Here is a 16,636-nt window from a genome sequence, read left to right as displayed (position 1 = left end):
GCGTCGTCAGTGCCATCGCGGTAAAAAAACGCTTTCGTTTATGCAGTGGCTACGGGCAGGGCATGACGTTGTGGAGCGGCATAGATGTGAAGCCGAGCGTCACCCAACGCGAGCATTACTGTGAGAATCAGTCAGATCATCATCGTGAATTAACAACAGACGCCAAAACTGCACCCCATCCATAAAACGCCCTTACACCTAGTTACATTTGAATTTCCACACCCGTTGTACGACGTCTTATCTTGTCCGGAAATGAGTCACGTCTCACTACAATAAGAATGGAGATAGAACGCATGTCTGGCACCCCTACGCTTGAAGAAAAGGCTGCGCCCGCAGCCGAACCCCGCCTCAAAAAACTGGCAAAGCTGCTCGGCCCCGGCATTATCGCGGTGCTTTCGTGGTTGGGCGCCGGTGACCTGATCACCTCTTCGGTGGCAGGTGCCAGTTACGGCTACGCCATGATGTGGGTGCTGGCGATATCTCTGTTGCTCAGGTTCCTGATCGTCAACATCATTGCCAGGTTCCAGTTGTGTAACAACCAGGGTATGACCATTCTTCAGGGTTACGCGCAACTGCACCCGCTCTTCGCATGGTTCTTGCTCGGCTACGCGCTGTTGATGGGGCATCTGATCAACGCCTACATGATCAAGGGTGCCGGTGAAGCGCTGGCGATGTTGCTGCACATCAACCAGCCGCTGCTCTGCTCGGTCGCGGTGGTGCTCGCCGTCTGGCTGCTGGTCGGTCGCAATATCTACACGATGATCGAAGGCGTAATGAAAGTGCTGCTGGCAATCATGACCCTCGCGTTTCTGACTCTGGCGATCATGTCCGGTCCTGATGTTACCGGCATTATCAAGGGCACGATCGGTTTCAGCATTCCGCCCGACGAAGGTGTGCATGGCGCGCTGCTGGTGGCGGTGTCGGTGATCGGTGCGGTGGCCGGCTCCATAGCCAACTTCGTCCACCCCTATGTCATGCGCGAAAAAGGCTGGACGGGGCCGCAGCACAAACGCATGCAACGTAACGACTTGTTGTTTGCGGTGATTGTCGGCATCGTCATCAATCTGGCCATATGGGTGGTGGGCGTTGAAATCCTGCGGCCCAACGGTATTCAGGTGAACACCCTGGCCGATCTGGGCAAGGCGCTGGAAATATTCTTCGGTCCGTTGGGTTGGTACATCTTTTTCATCGGCGTATTCGCCACGCTGTTCGCCAGCATTTCCGGCAAGACCACCGCCTTTCCGATGCTGATCACCGATGCGTTCCAGCACATCAGCCCCAAGCGCCGCGAACGCTACGGCAAGGTCTTCCACAACGACCCGATGCACAAGTGGTTCATGCTGTTCATCCTGGTCACCCCGCTGATCTGGTCGTTGCCCGGCATGCCCGACTTCGTCACCCTGACCCTGGGCGTCAACGCGCTGAACATCATCGGCTTGCCAATCATCTCGCTCGGGCTGCTGATCATGTCCAATCAGAAGTCGCTGTTGAGCAAGGAATACCGCAACAACTGGTTCGAGAATATCGCGCTGACCTTTGCGACCGGGTTGGCGTTGTGGGTGGCGTTTCAGCTAGGGGCGGAGTTGCTGGCCTGAACCCCATAGATCGCTATATTTCCACTGAATTAACCGTCCGCGAGTCCATGCTCGACGCTGGGCATGGACTCGGTTTGCCATGATCGAATGCTCTCCAGAACCTCAACCCTGCTCTTGTGCTTCAGGCCCCCTGCCGGTTGATACAACTGTTACATCCCCGCCGAACAACAAACGGCAATAATTCTCAATGGAGATGTTATATTGTATCTATAACTATCAGGAAGTCTCACATGTCGTCTCGTAGAATCGCGTCTCTGGCAGGCTTGGCAATCGGGGTTTGGGGCAGCAATGGCTATGCGGCAGAACAGCCGCAGACCATTGAACTGGAAAGCGTCAACGTCACCTCCGACTATCAGTATGAGTCCGCTACCAGCCCGGTTCAGGGCTATCGCGCGACTCGCTCGGCCACCGCCACCAAAACCGATAGCGCGATCAGGGACATCCCCCAGTCAATCAGCGTGGTGCCTGCTTCTGTGCTCAAGGATCTGGGCAGCAACAGTGTCGAGCGGGCACTGGACTTTGCCGGCGGTGTATCAAAGCAGAACAATTTCGGCGGCCTGACGCTTTACGAGTACAGCATTCGCGGCTTCACCACCTCAGAGTTCTACAAGGACGGCTTCAGCGCCAACCGCGGCTACCCGACCACGCCAGACACCGCAAACATCGAGCGCATCGAAGTGCTGAAAGGCCCGGCCGCCAGCCTGTACGGCCGTGGCGACCCTGGTGGCACGGTCAATATCGTGACCAAGAAGCCGCAGCGCGAAGCCTTCACTACCCTGCAGACCAGCGCGGGCAGTTGGGATCGCTACCGCACCGCGCTGGACGTCAACACGCCACTGGACTCAGACGGCAACCTGCTGTCGCGGGTCAATCTGGCTGTCGAAGACAACAACAGCTTTCGCGACCATGTCGAGAGCAAGCGAGTGTTCGTCGCCCCGTCCTTCAGCTGGCAGCTGACCCCTGACACCAGCCTGCTGGTGGAAACCGAGTTCGTCCGGCACACCTCCACCTTCGACCGCGGCGTGGTCGCGCCCAATAACAAATGGAGCGGCGTGTCGCGCTCGACCTTCCTTGGCGAGCCGGACGATGACATCGATAACGACAACAACATGGTGCAGTTCGCGCTGGAACATCAGCTCGACGATGTGTGGTCGCTGCGCGTAGCCAGTCATTACAAGCAGGGCGAGATGTCGGGTTTCGCCAGCGAGTCGCGCCCGCTGAATGCCGACGGCCGCACCGTCAATCGTCGTTATCGCGAACGCGACAACAACTGGCATGACAGCATCACCCAGATCGAACTGCGCGGCCGTTTCGATGGCCTCGGCGTCGAGCATGAAGTGCTGATCGGCACCGAGTACGAAAATTACCGCAAGAACGAACGAGTCACCACCATCGCCGGCAGCCCTTACGCCATCGACATCTACAACCCGGTGTACGGCCAGCCAAAACCCAATGGCGCACGCTCGGGGACCGACTTCTACGAGCACATCGAAAGCCGTGCATTGAACCTGCAAGACCAGATCGTCTTTACCGACAAGCTGCGCGGCATGATCGGCGCGCGCTACGAACACTTTGATCAGCAGGTGGATGACTTCACCACCAACGCCACTTCCGGCCAGCGTCAGGACGCGTTCACCCAGCGTGCCGGGCTGCTTTATCAGCTCACTCCGCAAGTCGGTCTGTTCGCCAACGCATCGACTTCCTTCAAGCCCAACAACGGGCTGGACGCTGCTGGCCAGACGTTCGACCCGGAAGAAGGCGTCGGCTATGAAGTCGGGATCAAGAGCGAGCTGTTCGACGACCGCCTGAGTACCACCCTCGCCGCTTTTCATATCGAAAAGGAAAACGTGCTGGCACTGGACCCGGCCACCGACACCAATCGCGCAGTGGGCAAGGCACGCAGCCAGGGTTTCGACCTGCAATTCACCGGGCAAGTCACCGACGCGGTGCGAATTATCGGGGCGTTCGCCTACATCGATGCCGAAGTGACCAAGGGCGACCGGACCATCCCGTCAGGCAGCCGCATCCTTGGTGTAGCCAAGCACAGCGGCAGCCTGCTGAGCGTCTATGAGTTTCAGGAAGGCGTGTTGCGTGGTTCGGACGTCGGCGCTGCGTACACTTACGTCGGTGATCGTTCGGGGCAATCCGGCGGTGATTTCGAGCTGCCCGCTTATCAAACCGTGGACGTGCTGGCACATTACAAGGCCAGCGACAACGTTACGGTGGGTTTGAACCTGAACAACATCTTCGATGAAAAATACTACGAGCGCTCCTACAGCAACTACTGGGTCGCGCCCGGCGAACCGCGTAATTTCACGGTCAGCCTGACACTCAGCCTTTAACGCAGATCACCCTCGATTCACACCCTTAAGGATGCACCATGCTTGCAGCAAAATCGTTACTGGCCCTGAGCCTGCTCGGCGTACTGTTCGCCACCCAGGCCAGCGCCCACGGGCTTTGGACCGAGCAGCGACGTGGCAATATCGAAGTGGTTTACGGCCATGGCGCGGAAGACAACGCCTTCACGGCCCGGAAAGTCAGCGGCGCTTGGGCTTATGATCGTCAGGGCAAAATGATCCCGGTGACGGTACAACGCCTTGAAGACCATGCTCGACTGATCCCGCTGAAGCCACCTGCCGTGATGTACGTGGCGCTGGATAACGGCATGTGGACGCGCAACGCCGAGAAAAAGTGGATCAACGAGGGGCGCAGCAAAGTGCCCAATGGCACCGACTCGATCCACACCTTCAAATACAGCGTCGCGATCTATGAAGAAGGCGCGCATCTGCCAACCTTCGAGAAGCTGAACTTCGTCATCGTGCCGCAGGCTGATCCGTTGCACGTCGGCGTCGGCAAACCGTTGTCGGTGCGCGTGCTGATCGACGGCAAGCCAGCCGCCGGTATCAAACTGATCGGCGATTACCGCAGCGCACCCGACGTGGTCAGTGCCGAGACCGACGCCCAGGGCCTGGCGAATGTAATCGTGCGTAACGAGGGGCTGAATATCATCGCCGCCGAGGTCAGCCTGCCAGTCAAGGACAACGCCGATATTGCCGAACGAGGCCTGTTCACTTCGCTGACGTTCGTGGGTGAGGCACACCACGACTGACGTCTTCATTAGGTCGAGAAACGCCTGATTAAGGCGTTTCTTTACCTGAACACGGTGCACTGAACGCACCACGTCCTTCAGAACATCTCCAGGCACCCTACATATTCCCTTAAGTAAACAAAGTTTCCAGAAACCTCTGGACGCTGAATTTCCTTTCGCCTATAAAACAGCATCAAGAATATTAAATTCCTGTAGAGAATTTTATTCGGCACGAACAGAGCTCTGTATCTGACCTTTTTCGCCCTTGCACCGAGCTGCCGCCACCCTCCAGAGGACACGCCATGCAACACGAGAAGAACCATTTCATCCTGAAGATCAGCTGCCCGGCGACCTCCGGCATTGTCGCGGCGGTGACTTCGTATCTGGCTGGCAACAGCTGCTACATCGGTGAAATGGCCCAGTTCGATGACGAGTTCAGCGGCACCTTTTTCATGCGCGCGGTGTTCCGTTTCAACGACGGTCACGAAGGCGACATCCAGCAGTTGAAAGCCGGATTCGAAGCCGCCGTGGCCAGGGATTTCGCAATGCAGTGGGAACTGCACGACACGCGGCGGCCGATGCGCGTGCTGTTAATGGTGAGCAAGTTCGACCACTGCCTGACTGACCTGCTGTATCGCCATCACAAGGGCGAAATGGACATGACCATTACCGCCATCGTTTCCAACCACCTTGACCTTCGACCAATGGCCGAGCGCGAGGGCATTCGCTTCATTTACCTGCCGGTGACCAAGGACACCAAAGCCGCGCAGGAAGCTGCGTTGATGAAGGTGGTCGATGAAACCGGCACCGAGCTGGTGGTGCTGGCGCGCTACATGCAGATTCTCTCCGATGACCTGTGCAAGCAGCTGGCAGGCCGGGCGATCAATATTCATCACTCGTTTCTGCCAGGTTTCAAGGGCGCCAAGCCTTATCACCAGGCGTACGAGCGTGGCGTGAAACTGATCGGCGCCACCGCGCATTACGTCACCAGCGACCTGGACGAAGGCCCGATCATCGAACAGGAAGTACAGCGTGTCGACCACGTGTACCTGCCCGACGATCTGGTTGCCGCAGGCCGCAACAACGAAACCATCGCGCTTTCCCGCGCAGTGAAATATCACCTGGAACATCGGGTGTTTCTGAATACCGACCGAACGGTGATTTTCCGATGAGCGCGTGCATCATCGACGGCAAGGCCGTGGCGGCTCGCGTTCTGGAGCAGGTCAGACAGGACGTGCACGGCTTGAAAGCCGAGGGCATCGAACCGGCACTCGCGGTCATTCTGGTGGGCGACGACCCCGCCAGCGAGGTGTACGTGCGCAACAAGATCCTGCGCGCCGACGAAGTCGGCATCCGCTCGCTGGAACACCGACTGCCTGCCGACAGCAGTCATGCGCGTGTGCTGGCGTTGATTGCCGAATTGAACGCCGACAACAGCGTAAACGGCATTCTGCTGCAACTGCCTTTGCCCGCCCATATCGAAGAAACAAGCGCCTTGCAGGCCATTGACCCAAGCAAGGATGTCGACGGTTTTCACAGTGAAAACATCGGCGGTCTCAGCCAGGGACGCCGCGTGCTGACACCCTGCACGCCCAGCGGCTGCATGCACTTGCTCAAAGAGACCTGCGGTGACCTGACCGGCAAGCATGCGGTGGTCATCGGCCGCTCCAATATCGTTGGCAAACCCATGGCCGCCCTGCTGTTGCAGGCGCACTGCTCGGTCACCGTGGTGCATTCGCGCAGCAGCGATGCCAAAGCCTTGTGCCGATTGGCGGACATCGTGGTCGCCGCCGTCGGCAAGCCGCGACTGATCGATGCCAGCTGGCTCAAGCCCGGCGCGGTGGTGATCGACGTCGGCATCAATCGTATTCAGGACCAGGGCCGCAGCCGCCTGGTGGGCGATGTCGATTTCGACAGCGCCCTCGACGTCGCCGCTGCCATTACCCCGGTACCCGGCGGCATCGGGCCGATGACCATCGCCTTTCTGATGCAAAACACAGTGACCGCTGCCAGACAGCAAGCCCACGCGCAACGCAGCCAATCGGAGGCCGTATGCCTTTCAATCTACTGAAATACGGGCTCAGCTCGGAGTACCCGGTCGAGGTGGATCTGCCGGCGCCCAAGGAACTCAAATCCTCTTATGACGTGGTCATCATCGGCGGCGGCGGCCATGGGCTGGCGACGGCTTACTACCTGTCGAAATACCACGGCATCACCAATATCGCGGTGCTGGAAAAAGGCTATCTGGGCGGCGGCAACACCGCACGCAACACCGCTGTGATCCGCTCCAACTACCTGACCAGCGAGGGCGTGAAGTTCTATGCCGAGTCAGTGAAGATGTTTCAGGGCCTGTCCAACGAATTCGACTTCAACATCATGTATTCCGAACGGGGCCAACTGACCCTGGCCCACACCGACGCCACGGTGCGTTCATTTCGCCAGCGTGCCGAGGTCAACAAGCATTTCGGCGGCCGTACCGAGATGATCGACCGCCAGCAGATCCGCGAACTGGTGCCGAGCCTGAATCTGGACCCCGGCCATCTGCCGGTGCTGGCGGGCTTGTGGCACATCGACGGCGGCACCGCGCGCCACGATGCGGTCGCCTGGGGCTACGCCAAACAGGCCGCCAAGCGTGGCGTCGAAATTCATCAACTGACCGAAGTGCAGGAACTGGTGATCGAAAACGGCAGCATCACGGCGGTGAAAACCAATCGCGGCACCATCCAGTGCGGTTGCGCCGTACAAGCGGTCGCGGGCATGAGTTCGCAAATGATGAAAAAAGCCGGGATCCGCTCGCCGATCCAGACCTTCCCGCTGCAAGCCATGGTCACTCAGCCGTTCAAGCCTTTTCTCGACCCGCTGGTGAGTTCGTCCGCCCTGCACTGCTACGTGCAACAGACCAGCCGTGGCGAAGTGGTGTTCGGTGGCGGCTCTGACCCTTACCCGTTGTTCAACAGCCGCTCGACGCTGGACCTCAAGGAAAGCCTGCTCGCCCACGCCATCGAGATGTTTCCGTTTCTGGCCAACGCCAAATTGATGCGCCAGTGGGCCGGGATCACCGACATGACCCCGGATTACAGCCCGATCATGGGCCTGTCGCCAGTGAAGAACTACTACCTGGACGCAGGCTGGGGCACCTGGGGGTTCAAGGCCACGCCGATCTGCGGCAAGACCATGGCCGAGCTGGTGGCCAGCGGCGGCACAGTGCCGGAGCTGATCAGGCCATTCGGCCTGGAGCGCTTCTCGACCTTCCAGCAAGTCAACGAAATGGGCGCAACAGCGGCCAGCCACTGACGGAGAGCGACACATGAAAATCATGACCTGCCCGCTCAACGGGCCGCGCAATATCAGCGAGTTCACCTACGGCGGCGAATTCAAACCCATGCCCGACCCGCAGACCTGCAGCGACGCCGAATGGGCCGACTACGTGTTCAACAGTGAAGACACCCTGGGCGTGGTCCGCGAATGGTGGATGCACAACCCGTCCAGCTACTGGTTTCTGGCTGAACGCCATACCGGCAGCGACGAGATCATTCGCACCTTCGACCCACGCGAAGTATTCAGCACCCGCGTCGACTTCACCTCCGTGCCTGCCAAGGAGATCGCAGGATGACCCGCCCCGCCCGCCTGCCCGCGCCCATGGGCCTGCTGATTGATCGCAACCAGCCGCTGACGTTCAGTTTCGATGGCCAAACCTATCAGGGCCTGCAAGGCGACAGCATCGCCAGCGCATTATTGGCCAACGGTCGCTTCCTGCTCTCGCGCTCGTTCAAATACCACCGCCCGCGTGGCCCTCTGACCATGGCCGGCCAAGACGCCAACAGCCTGATCCAGTTGCCCCACGAGCCCAATGTGCTGGCCGACACCTTTGCCCTGCAAGAAGGCCTCCAGGCCAGCGGACAGAACTTCAACGGTTCGCTGGACAACGACAAAGACGCGTACTTGGGCAAGTTCTCCAGATTCATGCCGGTGGGCTTCTACTACCGCTCGTTCTACAAGCCCAAAGGCATGTGGAAAGTCTGGGAGCCGATTATTCGCAAAAAGGCCGGTCTCGGCGTGCTGGACCTGAATTTCCAGCCTGAGTATTACGACAAGGCCTATCTGTTCACCGATCTGGCCGTCATCGGCTCGGGGCCTGCCGGCTTGCAGGCAGCCCTGACTGCCGCCAACGCCGGGGCCAAGGTGTTGCTGATCGAGCAGCAACCGATTCTCGGCGGCTCGCTGGCCTACGCGCGGTTCGATATCGACGGCCAGCGTGCCGAGCAACTGCGCCGCGAGCTGGTCGCTGCGGTAGACGCACATGAGAATATTGAGGTCCTCAAAGAGGCGACCTGCAATGCCTGGTTCACCGACAATTACCTGCCGGTGATTCAGGGCAAGCGCCTGTATAAAGTACGCGCCACGCAGTGCCTGGTGTGCAGCGGCTCGCTGGATCAGCCGGTGATTTTTCGTAACAACGATTTGCCCGGCGTGATGCTGACCAGCGCCGTACAGCGCCTAATGAAGCTGTACGCAGTCAAGCCCGGCAAACGCGCGGTAGTGTTGACCGGCAACGAAGACGGTTACCTCGCCGCACTGGATCTGCACGATCAGGGCGTGGACGTGATCGCCGTTGCCGACATGCGCGCCCAACCTGCTGACCGACAGTTGCAGCTCGCAGTGGAGAAACGCGGCATAACCTGCCACATGAGCACGACGGTCTACGAAGCGCTGCACGAAAAAGGCATGCGCCATGTCAGCGGTGCCGTGCTGCGCAGGATCACCGGTCAAGGTCAGGTAGCAGACAGCGGCTTCACGGTCGACTGCGATCTGCTATGCATGTCGGGCGGTTACATGCCGGTCTATCAATTGCCCTGTCAGGCGGGCGGCAAACTCGCCTACGACGATCAACAGGCCGAATTCGCCCTCAGCGGCCTGCCACAAAACCTGAGCATCGCCGGTTCAGTTAACGGCTATCACGCGCTGGACAATGTGCTGGCTGATGCAGCCAATGCGGCGAACAACGCGGTCTCGGCACTGGGTCTGCAGGCCGCTGAAAAACCGGCCGCCCTGCGCGGTGAAGCACAGGTCAATTTTAACTGGCCGATCTTCCCCCACCCCAAGGGCAAGGATTTCGTCGATTTCGACGAAGATTTGCAGGTACGTGACATCGTCAACGCCACGCGCATCGGCTACCGCGATATCCAGCTGGTGAAACGCTACTCCACGGTCGGCATGGGTCCGTCGCAAGGCCGCCACTCGGCGCTGCCGACCGCACGCCTGGTGGCGGCATCGACCCAGCGCAGCGTCAGCGAAACCGGTGTCACTACGGCTCGTCCGCCCTTCGAGGCCGAAAAGCTGGCGCACGTGGCAGGTCGTGCCTTTGACCCGTACCGCCAGACACCCATGCATCAGCGCCATGTGCAGGCAGGCGCGAAAATGATGCCTGCCGGAATCTGGCAGCGCCCGGCGTTCTACGGCAAGCCGTCGCAACGTCACGCCTGCATGCAGCAGGAAGCCCTGCATGTGCGCAACAAGGTCGGCATCATCGATGTCTCGACCCTCGGCGGTCTGGACGTGCGTGGCCCGGATGCCGCCGAACTGCTGAACCGTATGTACACCTTTGCGTTTCTCAAACAACCGATCGGCCGTTCGCGTTATGCGCTGATGACCAATGAACAGGGCGTGGTGATTGATGACGGCGTGTGCGCACGATTTGCCGAACAGCATTTCTACGTCACTGCCACCACCAGCGGCGTGGACCGTATTTACCAGCAGATGCTCAAGTGGAACGCGCAGTGGCGTCTGAACGTGGACATTACCAACGTCACTGCGGCGATAGCGGCGGTCAACGTGGCAGGCCCGGATTCGCGCAAGGTGCTGGCACAGGTGTGCAGCGATCTCGACCTGTCCGCCGAGGGCTTTCCCTATCTTGGCGTGCGGCAAGGCACGGTTGCGGGCATCAAGGCGCGGTTGCGGGCATCAAGGCGCGGTTGCTGCGGGTCGGTTTCGTCGGCGAACTCGGTTACGAGATCCACGTCGCGGCGCGACATGCCCTCAGGCTGTGGGACGCGCTCACGGAAGCGGGCAAGGCATTCGACATGCGCCCGTTCGGCGTCGAAACCCAGCGTCTGTTACGCCTGGAAAAAGGCCACGTGATCATCAGCCAGGACACCGATGGCATGACCCATCCCGGCGAGATCGACATGGGCTGGGCGGTCAGCCGCACCAAACCGTTCTTCGTCGGACGTCGCTCGGTGGACATTCTCGAAGCTCTGCCGCAAAAGCGCAAACTGGTGGGCTTCACCCTGCCCAAGGCCAGCCCGCTGCCGCTGGAAGGCCATCTGGTGCTCAAGGGCGCGGACATCAGTGGCAACGTGACATCCTGCGAGTACTCCTCGACCCTGGGCATGATCATCGGCATGGCGTACGCCGCGTTCGACCAGAGCACACCCGGCCAGCAGATTCCGATCCGCGTCCAAGACGGCGTAGTGGTACAAGCCACCGTGGTGAAACTGCCTTTCTTCGATCCTGAAAACCAGCGCCAGGAGCTCTGAACCATGACCAGTCTTTTCACAGACCGTCCTGTCGAACTTGATGCCACCTCACGGTGCACGCTGGAAGACCTGACCGACCTGCCGCGCGTGGGCTTTCGTGGTGCGCAAACGGCGGACTACCTGGCAGCACGCGGCTTCAGCTTGCCCGAGGCGCCGAACCGCGCCGTCACTCAGCCGGATGGCAGTCATGTCGCTCGCCTGTCGCAGACCGAATACCTGTTGCTGGGCAGTCGGCTCGATCAAGGGCAGCGCATTGCCGATGAAGAAGCCCGTTGGGAGCTGGATCACAGCGCCAATTACCTGCTGCCTCGCGAAGACAGCCACGCCTGGCTGCAACTGAGCGGCTCTTGTATCCCCGAGGTGATGGCCAAGCTGTGCGGCGTGGACCTGCGCCCACAGGCGTTCGGCCCCGGCTCGGTGGCGCAGACCTCGGCGGCGCGGATCAATGTGATGGTGCTCAACGTTGGCGCGCAGACCGAGCCCTGTTTCCAGATTCTCTTTGATCGCGCCTCACTGGCATATTTCAAGGACGCCATGCTGGACGCCATGGCCGAGTTTGATGGGCGCTGCCTGTAGGAAATGAATGGCTGTGTCAGGGCGTCCAGCGCGTCTCTGACTCAGAAACGACAAACATACCTGTTACCGCCATCCTGCCTAAAGAATACCGGATACAAGCCGCTGCACTTCTGATAGACGATAAGACAACGCTCCGGGCGAAGGTCCGGCGCGACAGACTGCAATCATGCAGCGCCCAACACGTCCCGCAGTATTGGACACTCCGGAGCTCAAATGAATATCAAACAGAAACTGACGTGGGCGTTCGCAGTGATTGCGTGCTTGCCCATCGTGGTCGTGGCTGCAATCGTGATCGTAAACCTGCGTGACAAGGCAACCAGCGATTTTGCCGACAGCAGCGGACGGGAGATTCGCCAGGTCGACAATGCCATGCAGTTGTTCTTTGACGGCATCACGCAGAACGTCAATTACATCGCGGCGCACCCGCTGATTGCCGGAGCAGGCGATGATTTCCGTAACTACATGGGCGCTGCGGCCACTGCGCAGTCGGAAAACGACAGGCAGGCCACCGAGCTGTTCGCCAGCATTGCCAAGGCCCACCCGGCCTACTCTTATGTCTCTTACGGTCTGATCAACGGCAGCTACATCATGACGCCGGAAGACCCGAAAATGAGCAACTACGACCCGCGTGTGCGGCCGTGGTACAAAACCGCAATGGCCAATGCCGGCAAGACCGTGCGCAGTGACGCGTATTACTGGGCCAACGACGATGCGGTGCTGGTCAGCACCATCCGGGCCATCCCCAACAAGCTGGGCAACCCCGGTGGCGTGGTCAACATCGACGTGTCACTCAAGCAACTGACTAATATCGTCAAGCAGATCAAGCTGGGTGAAAGCGGCTACCTGATGCTGATGGAAAAGAACGGCACGGTGCTGGTCGACCCCAAACAGCCGGAGCACAACTTCAAGAAACTGGGTGAACTGGGCGATGGTTTCGCCGAACTGGCGAAAACCGGCAGCGGGCTGGTGGAATTGACGCTCAACGGCGAACGTTATATGGCCAATGTGTACCCGTCCGAGCAACTGGGCTGGAACTTCATCGGCCTGATCAAGCAGGACGAAGTGATGGCCTCGGCCACGCGCCTGACCTGGCTGATCGGCATCATCGCTGCCGTGCTGGCGCTGGTGTTCGCGATTGTCGGGGCCAGTTTTGCCAGTGTCATCGTGCGGCCTATCCACAGTGTTTCCAGCGGGCTGGAAGGCATTGCCGGTGGTGAGGGCGACCTGACCCAGAACCTTACCGTGCGCGGCACGGACGAAACAGCGCAGTTGGCGGGCTGGTTCAACAAGTTCCTCACCGCCATTCGCAGTCTGATCCAGCATATCGGTCAGGCCGCCGGGAAAATTCTCGAGGCTTCGCACAGCTCTACCCGCGTGTCCAATGACATGGCTGAAGCTGCCGGGCGTCAGCGTGAAGCGGTGGACATGGTGTCGACCGCCTTCCATGAGATGGTCGCCACCTCCAACGAAGTCGCCCGCTCCTGCAGCCAGGCCGCCGATTCCGCCGACAGTGGGCAACAGCAGGCCCGCGAAGGCCAGCGGCAGATCGATGAGGCGGTGCGCAGTGTCGATCAACTCAGCGAAGAGCTCGCCCGTTCGGCCAAGGACATGACCCAACTGGAGAAGGACAGCACCGGCATTCAGTCGATTCTGAACACCATCCGCTCCATCGCCGAACAGACCAACCTGCTGGCCCTCAACGCGGCCATCGAAGCCGCCCGTGCGGGTGAACAGGGTCGCGGCTTTGCCGTGGTGGCCGACGAAGTCCGCGCGCTGGCCAAACGCACCGCCGACTCGACCGCCGAGATCGACAGCCTGCTGGGCAATCTGGCCAGAGGCACTGCCTCGGTGGCACAACAGATGCACGCCAGTCTGGATGTTTCGCAGCAGTCCGTGACCAAGATCGGCCAGGCACGCAGCAGCTTCGGGCAGATCCGTGAATCGGTGGATGTGATTCGTGACATGAACACCCAGATCGCGACCGCCGCCGAAGAGCAGCATCAGGTGGCGGAAGACATCAACCGGCACATCAGCCAGATCCATGGCGATGCACAGTTGATCGCCGACCTCTCGGACTCGGCCCGCGCCGACTCCAGAAGCCTGGAAATACTGTCCAGCGAACTGGACGGCCTGGTGCGCAAGTTCAAGACCTGATGCGTAGCGGCGACAAGACCAACTATCGTGCGACGCTTCGCTTGTCCGCGATGGGTTGCGAAGGAACCCTTAAAGCCGCTGTTTCGGATGCATCTGATTGACCGTATTCGCTGGCTTTGCTGCCGGTTCCCGGCAGTTCGCGGACGAGCCCGCTCCTACGGCCTTCGGCCAGAATCCAAAGCAGACGTGTGTATAACTTCGAGCGCTGGAGCGTAGGGAGCGATAACTTCAACTATCGCGACGCATCACCCTCTCGCAAACCACTCAGCCAGAAAATCCAGCAGGGTGCGCAGGGTCGCTGACTGGTGATGCCGTGAGGTGTAGATCGCGTGTATGCCCATTGCTCTCGGCTGGTAGTCAGGCATCAAAGCAGTCAGCTGGCCGCGGGCTATCAACGGCGCAGCCGAGTGCATCGGCTGCAAGGTAACACCTGCGCCGGCCACTGCGGCCTCAAGCAGCACCACTGAATCGTTGGCGCTCAGGTTGCCGCCCACCGGGACGCTGAGCGGCGATTGTTGATGAGTGAATTCCCACAGGCTTTTGCCAAAGTAGGAGTACGTCAGGCAATTGTGGCTGTTCAATTCCTGCGGCCTGGACGGCGTGCCGTGCGCGGCGAGGTACGCTGGCGCAGCGCAGACCACCGAGTTGCAATGCCCAAGAGGCCGGGCGATCAGGTTGGGGTCCAGTTGATTAGTGATGCGAATCGCCAGATCAATCCGCTCACTGACCAGATCCACCGTTTCATTGCCGATGTGCAGGTCCGCCGAAGTGCCTGGGTAACGTTGCAGGTACGCCGTCACCGCCGGCGCCAGGGCCGCCTGTGCCAGTGACTGGGAACAGGCGATGCGCAACATGCCGCGCGGTTCGTCGACCTGCGTGTCGGCGGCCAGAGGCACCGCATCGGCCAGTTCAAGCAGTTGCTGACAGCGCAGCAAGGTCACTTGCCCGGACGCGGTCAGCCCCAGCTTGCGCGTTGTACGGTGCAACAGTCGCGCTCCCGCCCAGCGCTCCATCTGCGCCAGATAGCGGGTGACCATCGCCCGTGACATATCCAGCGCCTCAGCGGCAGCGATCAGGCTGCCTCGTTCGTTGATGGCGATAAACACCCGCGCCGCCATGATCCGGTCCATGATTCATCCGATCTACGCAACCCATAATTGCCGATACTGAGGCTTTTGTTTCACTTGAAGCAACCTAATATAGCGCCATTGTCTCTGCCCACTGAAAAGGTCGTGCCCGATGTTGCGCAACTCCCTGTTTGCCCTGTCCCTCTCCGTCCTGTTTCCTCTCGTTGCCAACGCCGCCGATCCGCTGGCGATCGACGTTTACAATCCGGCCGAAAAAGCCATTTTCCCGGTGTCCTCCGAACTGATCACCGGCAAGCACGATGCAGTGCTGATCGACGCGCAATTCCAGCGCAATGATGCTCAGGCGCTGGTCGAGAAGATCAAGGCCAGCGGCAAGAAACTCACCACGGTCTACATCAGTCACAGCGACCCGGACTATTACTTTGGTCTGGACGTGATCCAGACCGCGTTCCCGGACGCGAAGATCGTCGCCAGCGCACCGACGGTCAAAGCGATCAAAGCGTCCATGCAGGGCAAACTCGCTTACTGGGGCCCGATTCTCAAGGGCAACGCACCGGCGAGGCTGGTCCTGCCCGACGTGCTCGAAGGCGATCACTTGACGCTTGAAGGTCAGCCGTTGCAAATCAAAGGCCTGGACGGCCCGGCCCCGGAGCGCAGTTACGTGTGGATTCCATCGCTCAAGGCCGTGGTTGGCGGTGTTGTGGTCTCGAGCGGCATTCACGTCTGGATCGCCGACACGCAGAGCCCGAAGTCGCGTCAGGACTGGCTCGTGACACTCAAAAGCATTGAAGCGCTGAAACCGGCCACCGTCATTCCAGGCCACTATATCATCGGGCAAATTCCCCAAGGCACCAAGGCTGTTGCCTTCACCGCCGACTACCTGAAATCCTTTGAACAACAAGCCGCCAAAGCAAAGGATTCCAAGGCACTGATCGACGCCATGCAGAGCGCCTGGCCACAACTCGCCGAGCCGAGCTCGCTGGAACTGAGCGCCAAGGTCATCAAGGGCGAGATGAAGTGGCCTAATTGATCGGCCACGGGTAAACCCGTTACCGCAGCGTCAAGAGTGGGCGCTGACCTGCCTGAATACGGCGTGAAAGCGCCACACGGGTATGGTCAGACGCCCTCGTCAATCGCTATGCTGCGTCCATGAATGCCCCTGTCAAAATCCGTAACCCCTGCCCGCCCGGCGCTTGCGACTGCAAGCGCGAACGGCTGGACGCGGAAGACGCCGACCTGCGGGTACTGCTGCTGACCCGTGACGCCGAAAAAAGCCTGATCGAACGCCTGCAGCGCATCGAAAGCCTGGAAGACCTGGCACACATGCAGCGCAAGATTTACGAGCAACTGGGCGTGCGCGTCGACGTCGCGCCGGGCTTCAATGAGGTCCGCACCATGCGCGGCATCAGCATTGTCGTCGAAGAGAAAATAGGGCTGTGTCGCAAGACCCGTCAATCGATCCCCGCCGCCATCCGTCGCGCCCTTGAAGCACGTCCGCAGATCGCCTACCAACTGCTCAACGCCAACGACTTGCTGCGCGACGCGTGACTATCGACTGACTGACGCCTGCGGCTATCATGCTGCGCTCATCAGCCAAGG

Annotated in this window: 13 protein-coding genes and 1 pseudogene; 13 read left to right on the top strand and 1 reads right to left on the bottom strand. The window is 60.0% G+C overall.

Annotation, left to right across the window (positions count from 1 at the left end; genetic code table 11):
- From ABJ99_RS29270 to ABJ99_RS18005, 11 genes and pseudogenes are all read left to right on the top strand, one after another.
- The coding region (locus ABJ99_RS29270; RefSeq protein WP_230081051.1) for a hypothetical protein at positions 1 to 185 on the top strand (185 nt) is incomplete at its 5' end.
- A gap of 108 nt (positions 186 to 293) precedes the next feature.
- Positions 294 to 1,595 carry an Nramp family divalent metal transporter gene (locus ABJ99_RS18055; protein ID WP_054086982.1) on the top strand — a complete coding sequence of 434 codons (1,302 nt, stop codon included), beginning with the start codon at positions 294 to 296 and terminating at the stop codon, positions 1,593 to 1,595.
- Positions 1,596 to 1,825: 230 nt separating this feature from the next.
- Positions 1,826 to 3,937, top strand: coding sequence for a TonB-dependent siderophore receptor (locus tag ABJ99_RS18050; RefSeq protein ID WP_054086981.1), 2,112 nt, complete (start codon positions 1,826 to 1,828; stop codon positions 3,935 to 3,937).
- A 38-nt stretch (positions 3,938 to 3,975) separates the two neighbouring features.
- Positions 3,976 to 4,704 carry a DUF4198 domain-containing protein gene (locus ABJ99_RS18045; protein WP_054086980.1) on the top strand — a complete coding sequence of 243 codons (729 nt, stop codon included), beginning with the start codon at positions 3,976 to 3,978 and terminating at the stop codon, positions 4,702 to 4,704.
- Positions 4,705 to 4,985: 281 nt separating this feature from the next.
- A complete protein-coding gene (gene purU, locus ABJ99_RS18035) occupies positions 4,986 to 5,855 on the top strand; it encodes a formyltetrahydrofolate deformylase (RefSeq protein WP_054086978.1) in 870 nt (289 codons plus the stop codon).
- A complete protein-coding gene (gene folD, locus ABJ99_RS18030; protein WP_054086977.1) occupies positions 5,852 to 6,754 on the top strand; it encodes a bifunctional methylenetetrahydrofolate dehydrogenase/methenyltetrahydrofolate cyclohydrolase FolD in 903 nt (300 codons plus the stop codon). The genes purU and folD overlap by 4 nt, the downstream gene beginning before the upstream one ends.
- Entirely contained in the window at positions 6,736 to 7,977 is a 1,242-nt protein-coding gene (locus ABJ99_RS18025) for an FAD-dependent oxidoreductase (RefSeq protein ID WP_054086976.1), read from the top strand. The genes folD and ABJ99_RS18025 overlap by 19 nt, the downstream gene beginning before the upstream one ends.
- Positions 7,978 to 7,990: 13 nt before the next feature.
- Complete coding sequence (locus ABJ99_RS18020; protein ID WP_054086975.1) at positions 7,991 to 8,296, top strand: sarcosine oxidase subunit delta; 306 nt, start codon at positions 7,991 to 7,993, stop codon at positions 8,294 to 8,296.
- Positions 8,293 to 11,219 (top strand): annotated as a pseudogene (locus ABJ99_RS18015) (2Fe-2S iron-sulfur cluster-binding protein). The gene ABJ99_RS18020 and the pseudogene ABJ99_RS18015 overlap by 4 nt, the downstream one beginning before the upstream one ends.
- 3 nt (positions 11,220 to 11,222) lie before the next feature.
- A complete protein-coding gene (locus tag ABJ99_RS18010; RefSeq protein ID WP_054086974.1) occupies positions 11,223 to 11,795 on the top strand; it encodes a sarcosine oxidase subunit gamma in 573 nt (190 codons plus the stop codon).
- 213 nt (positions 11,796 to 12,008) lie between these two features.
- On the top strand, positions 12,009 to 13,949 hold the full coding sequence (locus tag ABJ99_RS18005; protein WP_054086973.1) for a methyl-accepting chemotaxis protein: 1,941 nt from the start codon (positions 12,009 to 12,011) through the stop codon (positions 13,947 to 13,949).
- A gap of 245 nt (positions 13,950 to 14,194) precedes the next feature.
- Here ABJ99_RS18005 and ABJ99_RS18000 read toward each other — a convergent pair whose 3' ends face one another.
- Complete coding sequence (locus ABJ99_RS18000) at positions 14,195 to 15,079, bottom strand: LysR family transcriptional regulator (protein WP_054086972.1); 885 nt, start codon at positions 15,077 to 15,079, stop codon at positions 14,195 to 14,197.
- A gap of 109 nt (positions 15,080 to 15,188) precedes the next feature.
- On the opposite strand from ABJ99_RS18000, the gene ABJ99_RS17995 reads away from it, so the two are divergent.
- Positions 15,189 to 16,067: an MBL fold metallo-hydrolase gene (locus ABJ99_RS17995; protein ID WP_054086971.1), complete on the top strand. Its 879-nt coding sequence runs from the start codon at positions 15,189 to 15,191 to the stop codon at positions 16,065 to 16,067.
- A 119-nt stretch (positions 16,068 to 16,186) separates the two neighbouring features.
- The gene (locus ABJ99_RS17990; RefSeq protein WP_054086970.1) at positions 16,187 to 16,585 is read left to right on the top strand and encodes a hypothetical protein; all 399 of its coding nucleotides are present in this window, start codon (positions 16,187 to 16,189) and stop codon (positions 16,583 to 16,585) included.
- Positions 16,586 to 16,636 lie beyond the last annotated feature (51 nt).

It is taken from the genome of Pseudomonas syringae pv. cilantro (assembly GCF_001293775.1).
GTDB classification, from domain to species: domain Bacteria; phylum Pseudomonadota; class Gammaproteobacteria; order Pseudomonadales; family Pseudomonadaceae; genus Aquipseudomonas; species Aquipseudomonas syringae_P.
Note: the sequence above shows the minus strand (reverse complement) of the source record. Positions and strands in the feature narration are given on the sequence as shown.

What these genes read in the sequence shown, in the direction of transcription:
- ABJ99_RS18055 (WP_054086982.1), top strand. Translation starts at nt 294, where the DNA reads ATGTCTGGCACCCCTACGCTTGAAGAAAAGGCTGCGCCCGCAGCCGAA.
- ABJ99_RS18050 (WP_054086981.1), top strand. Translation starts at nt 1,826, where the DNA reads ATGTCGTCTCGTAGAATCGCGTCTCTGGCAGGCTTGGCAATCGGGGTT.
- ABJ99_RS18045 (WP_054086980.1), top strand. Translation starts at nt 3,976, where the DNA reads ATGCTTGCAGCAAAATCGTTACTGGCCCTGAGCCTGCTCGGCGTACTG.
- purU (WP_054086978.1), top strand. Translation starts at nt 4,986, where the DNA reads ATGCAACACGAGAAGAACCATTTCATCCTGAAGATCAGCTGCCCGGCG.
- folD (WP_054086977.1), top strand. Translation starts at nt 5,852, where the DNA reads ATGAGCGCGTGCATCATCGACGGCAAGGCCGTGGCGGCTCGCGTTCTG.
- ABJ99_RS18025 (WP_054086976.1), top strand. Translation starts at nt 6,736, where the DNA reads ATGCCTTTCAATCTACTGAAATACGGGCTCAGCTCGGAGTACCCGGTC.
- ABJ99_RS18020 (WP_054086975.1), top strand. Translation starts at nt 7,991, where the DNA reads ATGAAAATCATGACCTGCCCGCTCAACGGGCCGCGCAATATCAGCGAG.
- ABJ99_RS18010 (WP_054086974.1), top strand. Translation starts at nt 11,223, where the DNA reads ATGACCAGTCTTTTCACAGACCGTCCTGTCGAACTTGATGCCACCTCA.
- ABJ99_RS18005 (WP_054086973.1), top strand. Translation starts at nt 12,009, where the DNA reads ATGAATATCAAACAGAAACTGACGTGGGCGTTCGCAGTGATTGCGTGC.
- ABJ99_RS18000 (WP_054086972.1), bottom strand. Translation starts at nt 15,079, where the DNA reads ATGGACCGGATCATGGCGGCGCGGGTGTTTATCGCCATCAACGAACGA.
- ABJ99_RS17995 (WP_054086971.1), top strand. Translation starts at nt 15,189, where the DNA reads ATGTTGCGCAACTCCCTGTTTGCCCTGTCCCTCTCCGTCCTGTTTCCT.
- ABJ99_RS17990 (WP_054086970.1), top strand. Translation starts at nt 16,187, where the DNA reads ATGAATGCCCCTGTCAAAATCCGTAACCCCTGCCCGCCCGGCGCTTGC.